Genomic DNA, 5,829 nt, shown 5'->3' with positions numbered 1-5,829 from the left:
GCCCGGCGTGGCGGGGGTCCGGGGACAGGGGCTGTGGCGGGCGATCGAGCTCGACGGCCCGTTCGCGCCGGCGGTGGAGAAGGCCGCCCGCGAGGCCGGTTACCTGGTGAACGCCGTCGCCCCCGACGCCATCCGGCTCGCCCCACCGCTGATCCTCACCGCCGCCGAGGTGGACGCCTTCGTCGCGGCCCTGCCCGGCATCGTCGGCGACGCGCTCGCCGCCCGGGTTCCGTCGGCGCAGTCCGCGTCGGCGCAGTCCGCGTCAGCCCCGGGCTCTAGGGTCAGCGCATGACGGTCCGACACTTCCTTCTCGACACCGACCTGACCCCCGCGGAGCAGACCGCTCTGCTCGACCTCGCCGACGGGTTCAAGGCACGCCGCCGCGTCACCCGGCTGACGGAGCGTCCGCTCGCCGGGCGCTCGGTGGCGCTGCTGTTCGAGAAGCCGTCGACGCGCACCCGACTGTCGTTCGACGTGGGCGTCGCTGAGCTCGGCGGCCACCCGGTGGTGATCGACGCGGCGAGCGCGCAGCTTGGCCGGGGGGAGACCATCGAGGACACCGCCGCCGTGCTGAGCCGGTACGTCGACGCGATCGTCGTGCGTACCTTCGCGCAGGAGCGGCTGGAGCGGCTGGCGGCGGCGGCCACCGTTCCGGTGATCAATGCGCTGTCCGACCACGCCCATCCCTGCCAGGCCCTGGCCGACCTGCAGACGATCCGGGAGCGGCGGGGCCGCCTGGCCGGGCTGACCCTGACCTACCTGGGCGACGGCAACAACGTCGCGCACTCGCTGCTGCTCGCCGGCGCGTCGGCCGGCATGCGGGTGCACGTGGCCTCGCCGCCCGGCTATGAGCCGTTCGAGCAGGTGGTGCGGCACGCCAATGAGATCGGCATGGTGACCGGGGGGGAGGCGCTGGTGATGCACGACGCGCTGGAGGCCGCCGCCGGGGCAGACGTGCTTTACACCGACGTGTGGGCGTCGATGGGTCAGGAGAGTGAGTCGGACAGCCGCGCGTTGGTGTTCCAGCCGTACCGCCTCGACGAGAAGGCCGTCGAGGCCGCTTCGCCCGACGTGATCGTCATGCACTGCCTGCCCGCGCATCGGGAGCTCGAGATCACCACGTCGGTGATCGACGGACCCCGTTCGGTCGTGTTCGACCAGGCCGAGAACCGGCTGCACGCCCAGAAGGCCCTGTTGTCGATCCTGCTGTCCGAGGGCGTCGGTCCGACCGGCACCGCCGGAAGCGCGTCCGGGGTGGGGGGCGCATCGTCGGTGGGGGGCACCGGGCGATGACCTCGGAAGCAGGCGCGGAGGCCGCGCGTGCCGCGCCGTTGACCAAGCACGCCCGCCAGGCTCGGCTGGCGGCGTTGATCGGTCAGCGCGGCGTGCGTTCACAGACCGAGCTCGCGCGTCTGCTGGCGGCCGAGGGCGTCCAGGTTACCCAGGCAACCCTGTCCCGTGATCTGGAGGACATCGGGGCGACCAAGGTGCGCGGTCCGGACGGCGGCTTGGTCTACGCGGTCGAGGCGAACCTCGCGCCGGCGGAGATCGTCCGGTTGTCGCTCACCCGGCTCTGCGAGGAACTGCTGGTCTCCGCGGAGGCCAACGGCGACCTGGTCGTGCTGCGCACGCCGTCGGGCGCCGCGCAGCTGTTCGCCTCGGTGCTCGACCGGGAGGCGCTTCCGGGGGTCATGGGCACGATCGCGGGGGACGACACGGTGCTCGTCGTCTGCCGGTCGGCTCCCGCAGCCGAGGCCCTGGTCCGTCCGGAGAGCTCGGTCCGTCCGGAGAGTTCGGTCGGTCCGGGAGATCCCGCTGGTCAGGGAGGGCATGCTGGTCCGAGGGGTCCGGCACTCGCCGCCCATCTCCTGTGGCTCGCCGACGGCCGGGCGCGTGGAGCGTCGACGGGATCGTCCGCCGTGCCAGACCAGGATGCGTAGCGGTGCGCCGGCGACGCCGTGAACCGGCCTTCCCGGCATCCTTGATGAACATAGCGCTGATTTTTGCTAAAAATAGCACTCATCGGTTTTTCTTTGACCAGCCCGGCGTGATTTTCAATAATTCAACATGATTCGGATATAAAACGACATAAGGAGATAAGTACTGTGACCGAACGCGTCGTGCTTGCCTACTCGGGCGGCCTCGACACGTCCGTGGCCATCGGTTGGATCGGCGCCGAGACCGGCGCCGACGTCGTCGCGCTGGCGGTTGACGTCGGCCAGGGCGGCGAGGACCTTGAGGCCATCCGGCAGCGCGCCCTCACCTGTGGCGCGGTCGAGTCGATCGTCGTCGACGCCCGTGAGGAGTTCGCCGAGTCCTTCGTCGCTCCGGCGATCAAGAGTAATGCGCTCTACATGGACCGGTATCCGTTGATCTCGTCCCTGTCGCGACCCGTCATCGTCAGGCATCTGGTCGCTGCGGCCCGCGAGCACGGGGCGGACGCCATCGCGCACGGCTGCACCGGCAAGGGCAACGACCAGGTGCGCTTCGAGGTCGGGGTGGCGGCGCTCGCCCCCGGGCTGAGCGTGCTCGCCCCGGTGCGCGACTCGGGGATGACCCGGGACAAGGCGATCGCCTTCGCGGAGGAACGCGGCCTGCCGATCGACGTGTCGAAGAAATCGCCGTATTCCATCGACCAGAACCTGTGGGGCCGCACCGCCGAGTGCGGCGTCCTCGAGGACCCGTGGGCCCAGCCGCCGGAGGACGTCTTCGTCTACTCCGCGGACCCCACCGTCGCGCGGATCCCCGACGAGGTGACCATCTCGTTCATCGACGGTGTCCCGGTGGGGCTGGACGGGCGCTCCCTCCCGCTCGCCGATCTCGTCGCCGAGCTCAACGTCCGGGCGGGCGCCCACGGCGTGGGCCGGATCGACCTGATCGAGGACCGGCTCGTCGGCATCAAGAGCCGGGAGATCTACGAGTGCCCGGCGGCGATCACGCTGCTGACGGCCCACCGGGACCTTGAGGACCTCACGCTTGAGCGGGACGTCGCCCGGTTCAAGCGGGGCATCGACCAGCGGTGGGGTGAGATCGTCTACGACGGTCTGTGGTACTCGCCGCTGAAGAGCGCGTTGGACGCCTTCGTCGACTCCGCCAGCGCCGGAGTGTCCGGGGAGGTACGGATCCGGCTCGTGGGTGGCGTCGCCCAGGTCGTCGGCCGGCGCAGCCCGGCCAGTCTGTACGACCACGCACTGGCCACCTACGACGCCGGCGACCAGTTCGACCAGCGCGACGCCCGCGGGTTCATCGAGCTCTGGGGTCTGCCGACGAAGGTCTGGGCGGCGCGCGAGCAGCGGCTGAACCCGTGACCGCGACGCACCCGCCCGGCGGGAACGACACGACGCGCAGGGCGCCCGGTGACGGGGCGCCCGGTGACAGGGGGCCCGGTGACAGGGCGCCGATGCGGCTGTGGGGCGGGCGCTTCGCCGGCGGCCCGGCGGAGGCGCTCGCCCGGCTGTCGACAAGCGTCCAGTTCGACTGGCGGCTGGCGCCCTACGATCTGCTCGCGTCGAAGTCGCACGCCCGGGTCCTGCACCGGGCCGGGTTGCTCGACGCCGACGAGCTCGCGGCGATGCTTGCCGCCCTGGACGAGCTCTCCGACGCGGTCGCCCAGGGCCGGTTCCGTCCGACCGTCGAGGACGAGGACGTCCACACCGCCCTCGAACGTGGTCTGCTCGAACGGCTCGGAACGCTGGGCGGAAAGCTGCGGGCCGGCCGGAGCCGCAACGACCAGGTCGCCACCGACCTGCGGCTCTACCTGCGGGACTCGGCCCGCGAGGTGGCCGCGCGGCTGACCGAGTTGTCCCACGCGCTGGTCGTGCTTGCCGAGCAGCACGTCGACACCCCGGCCCCCGGGATGACCCACCTGCAGCACGCCCAGCCGATCTCCTTCGGTCATCAGCTGCTGGCACACGTGCAGGCGTTCGTCCGGGACATCGACCGGTTGCGCGACTGGGACGTCCGGGCGTCGGTGAGCGCCCTGGGGGCCGGGGCACTGGCCGGTTCCTCGCTGCCGCTCGACCCGCAGGGGGTGGCCGCGGAGCTGGGGTTCGACCGGGCGTTCGCCAACTCCCTCGACGCGGTCTCCGACCGGGACTTCGCCGCCGAGTTCCTGTTCGTGGCGGCCCTGATCGGGGTGCACCTGTCGCGGCTCGGCGAGGAGATCGTGCTCTGGACGACGAGGGAGTTCGGCTGGGTCGAACTGGACGACGCCTTCGCGACCGGTAGCTCGATCATGCCGCAGAAGAAGAACCCGGACGTCGCGGAGCTGGCCCGGGGGAAGTCCGGCCGGCTCATCGGGGATCTGACCGGTTTCCTGGCCACCCTCAAGGGACTGCCGCTTGCCTACGACCGCGATCTGCAGGAGGACAAGGAGCCGGTCTTCGACGCGGTCGACACCCTGCTGCTGGTGTTGCCCGCGCTGACCGGCACGGTTGCGACCATGCGGGTCCGTCGCGAGCGGCTCGTCGCCGCGGCGCCCGACGGCTTCGCGCTGGCCACGGATGTCGCCGAGTACCTGGTGCGCCGAGGGGTGCCGTTTCGTCAGGCGCACGAGGCGGTCGGCCAGTTCGTGTCGTGGTGCGTGGCCCACGACGTCGATCTCGACGAGGTGTCGGACGACGATCTCGGTATGATCAACCCCCTGCTCACCCCGGACGTGCGCGAGGTGCTGTCGGTGCGGGGAGCGCTGGAGGCCCGCTCGGCCCCCGGCGGGACCGCTCCCGACCGGGTCCGCGAGCAGATCATCGCGTTGCGTCCGGTGCTGGACCGGGACCAGGCCTGGGCGGTGGGTTGACGGCACTACCCGAATCCTCGCCCGGCATGGCACCGACGGACGGTGCCGCGCCGGACGGGGTGGACTTCTATGACCGGCCCGTTCTGGCCGTCGCACCGGCTCTTCTTGGTGCGACGGTCTGGCACGGGCCGGTCGCCGTTCGGATCACCGAGGTCGAGGCGTACGGGGGGCTGGACGATCCCGCCTCGCACGCCTACCGCGGCCCGACGCCGCGCGCGGCCGTCATGTTCGGACCGCCGGGACGGGCCTACGTCTACCTCAGTTACGGCGTCCACTGGTGTCTGAACGTGGTGTGCGGACCGGTTGGTTCGGCGTCGGCTGTGCTCCTGCGCTCCGGAGAGGTCGTGGCGGGTCGCGACCTCGTGGCGGGCCGTTTCCCGCACCTGGTCGAGGCGGACCTGGCGCGTGGCCCCGGCCGGTTGGGACGGGCGCTCGCCGTGACCGGCGCATTGAGCGGAACCCCGATCACCGGCCCGGGGCCGGTTACGGTGGCACTGGCCGGGGGCCGGGGGATCCGTCCTCCCGGCCCGCCCGGTATCTCCGGCGGCCGGGTCCGCCGCGGCCCCCGGGTGGGGATTCGGGTGGCGACCGAATGGCCCTGGCGATTCTGGCTCGCTGGCGAGGCGACGGTCAGCGGCCCGCGGCCGCCGCGTCGACCCGGGTGAGTCGACCCGGGTGAGTCGACCCGGTGATGCTCTGGCCCGTGTTCCGGGTGCCAGTCTTCCGGCCCAGACCATCAAGCGTCCCATATCAGAAGATCACAACGAACCGGTCTTGAGAAGGTGTGACGTACATCACATATCTTGGTAAGGGATTGATTTGACGTCCCCCGTCATCCACCCGTAATGTTCTCTCTGTCAGCGAGACGCCGGATCCGCCGAGTACCACGGATGCGGTCGGTGACTGCCCCCCCGAGGGGCGCGTGTGGCAGATGTACGGCAGCCCCCGTCCGGGGAGTAACTGACGAGCATCCTCCAGAATTTTGTAAGAAGCCAGCAAGCCGCCTGAGGGTGACGTCCTGCGACGTCCACTCA

General features: G+C 71.1%; 5 protein-coding genes and 1 pseudogene. All 6 read left to right on the top strand.

The genetic code is table 11. The features are described 5' to 3' along the window. Positions 1–292: pseudogene (locus AC08OO_RS15865) on the top strand (acetylornithine transaminase); the annotation flags it as partial. Beyond that, the gene (argF, locus tag AC08OO_RS15860; RefSeq protein ID WP_085015048.1) at positions 289–1,293 is read left to right on the top strand and encodes an ornithine carbamoyltransferase; all 1,005 of its coding nucleotides are present in this window, start codon (positions 289–291) and stop codon (positions 1,291–1,293) included. The pseudogene AC08OO_RS15865 and the gene argF, both read left to right, overlap by 4 nt. After that, entirely contained in the window at positions 1,290–1,940 is a 651-nt protein-coding gene (gene argR, locus AC08OO_RS15855; protein WP_023841505.1) for an arginine repressor, read from the top strand. Before argF ends, argR begins: the two co-directional genes overlap by 4 nt. Positions 1,941–2,105: 165 nt before the next feature. Further along, positions 2,106–3,308 (top strand): argininosuccinate synthase, encoded by a 1,203-nt coding sequence (locus tag AC08OO_RS15850; RefSeq protein ID WP_011437554.1) that lies wholly within the window; start codon positions 2,106–2,108, stop codon positions 3,306–3,308. Continuing rightward, positions 3,305–4,795 (top strand): argininosuccinate lyase, encoded by a 1,491-nt coding sequence (argH, locus tag AC08OO_RS15845; RefSeq protein ID WP_476610523.1) that lies wholly within the window; start codon positions 3,305–3,307, stop codon positions 4,793–4,795. Before AC08OO_RS15850 ends, argH begins: the two co-directional genes overlap by 4 nt. A 26-nt stretch (positions 4,796–4,821) precedes the next feature. Continuing rightward, positions 4,822–5,460 carry a DNA-3-methyladenine glycosylase gene (locus tag AC08OO_RS15840; RefSeq protein WP_476610524.1) on the top strand — a complete coding sequence of 213 codons (639 nt, stop codon included), beginning with the start codon at positions 4,822–4,824 and terminating at the stop codon, positions 5,458–5,460. Positions 5,461–5,829: the final 369 nt, after the last annotated feature.

It is taken from the genome of Frankia sp. CeCAU1 (assembly GCF_977971845.1).
Note: the sequence above shows the minus strand (reverse complement) of the source record. Positions and strands in the feature narration are given on the sequence as shown.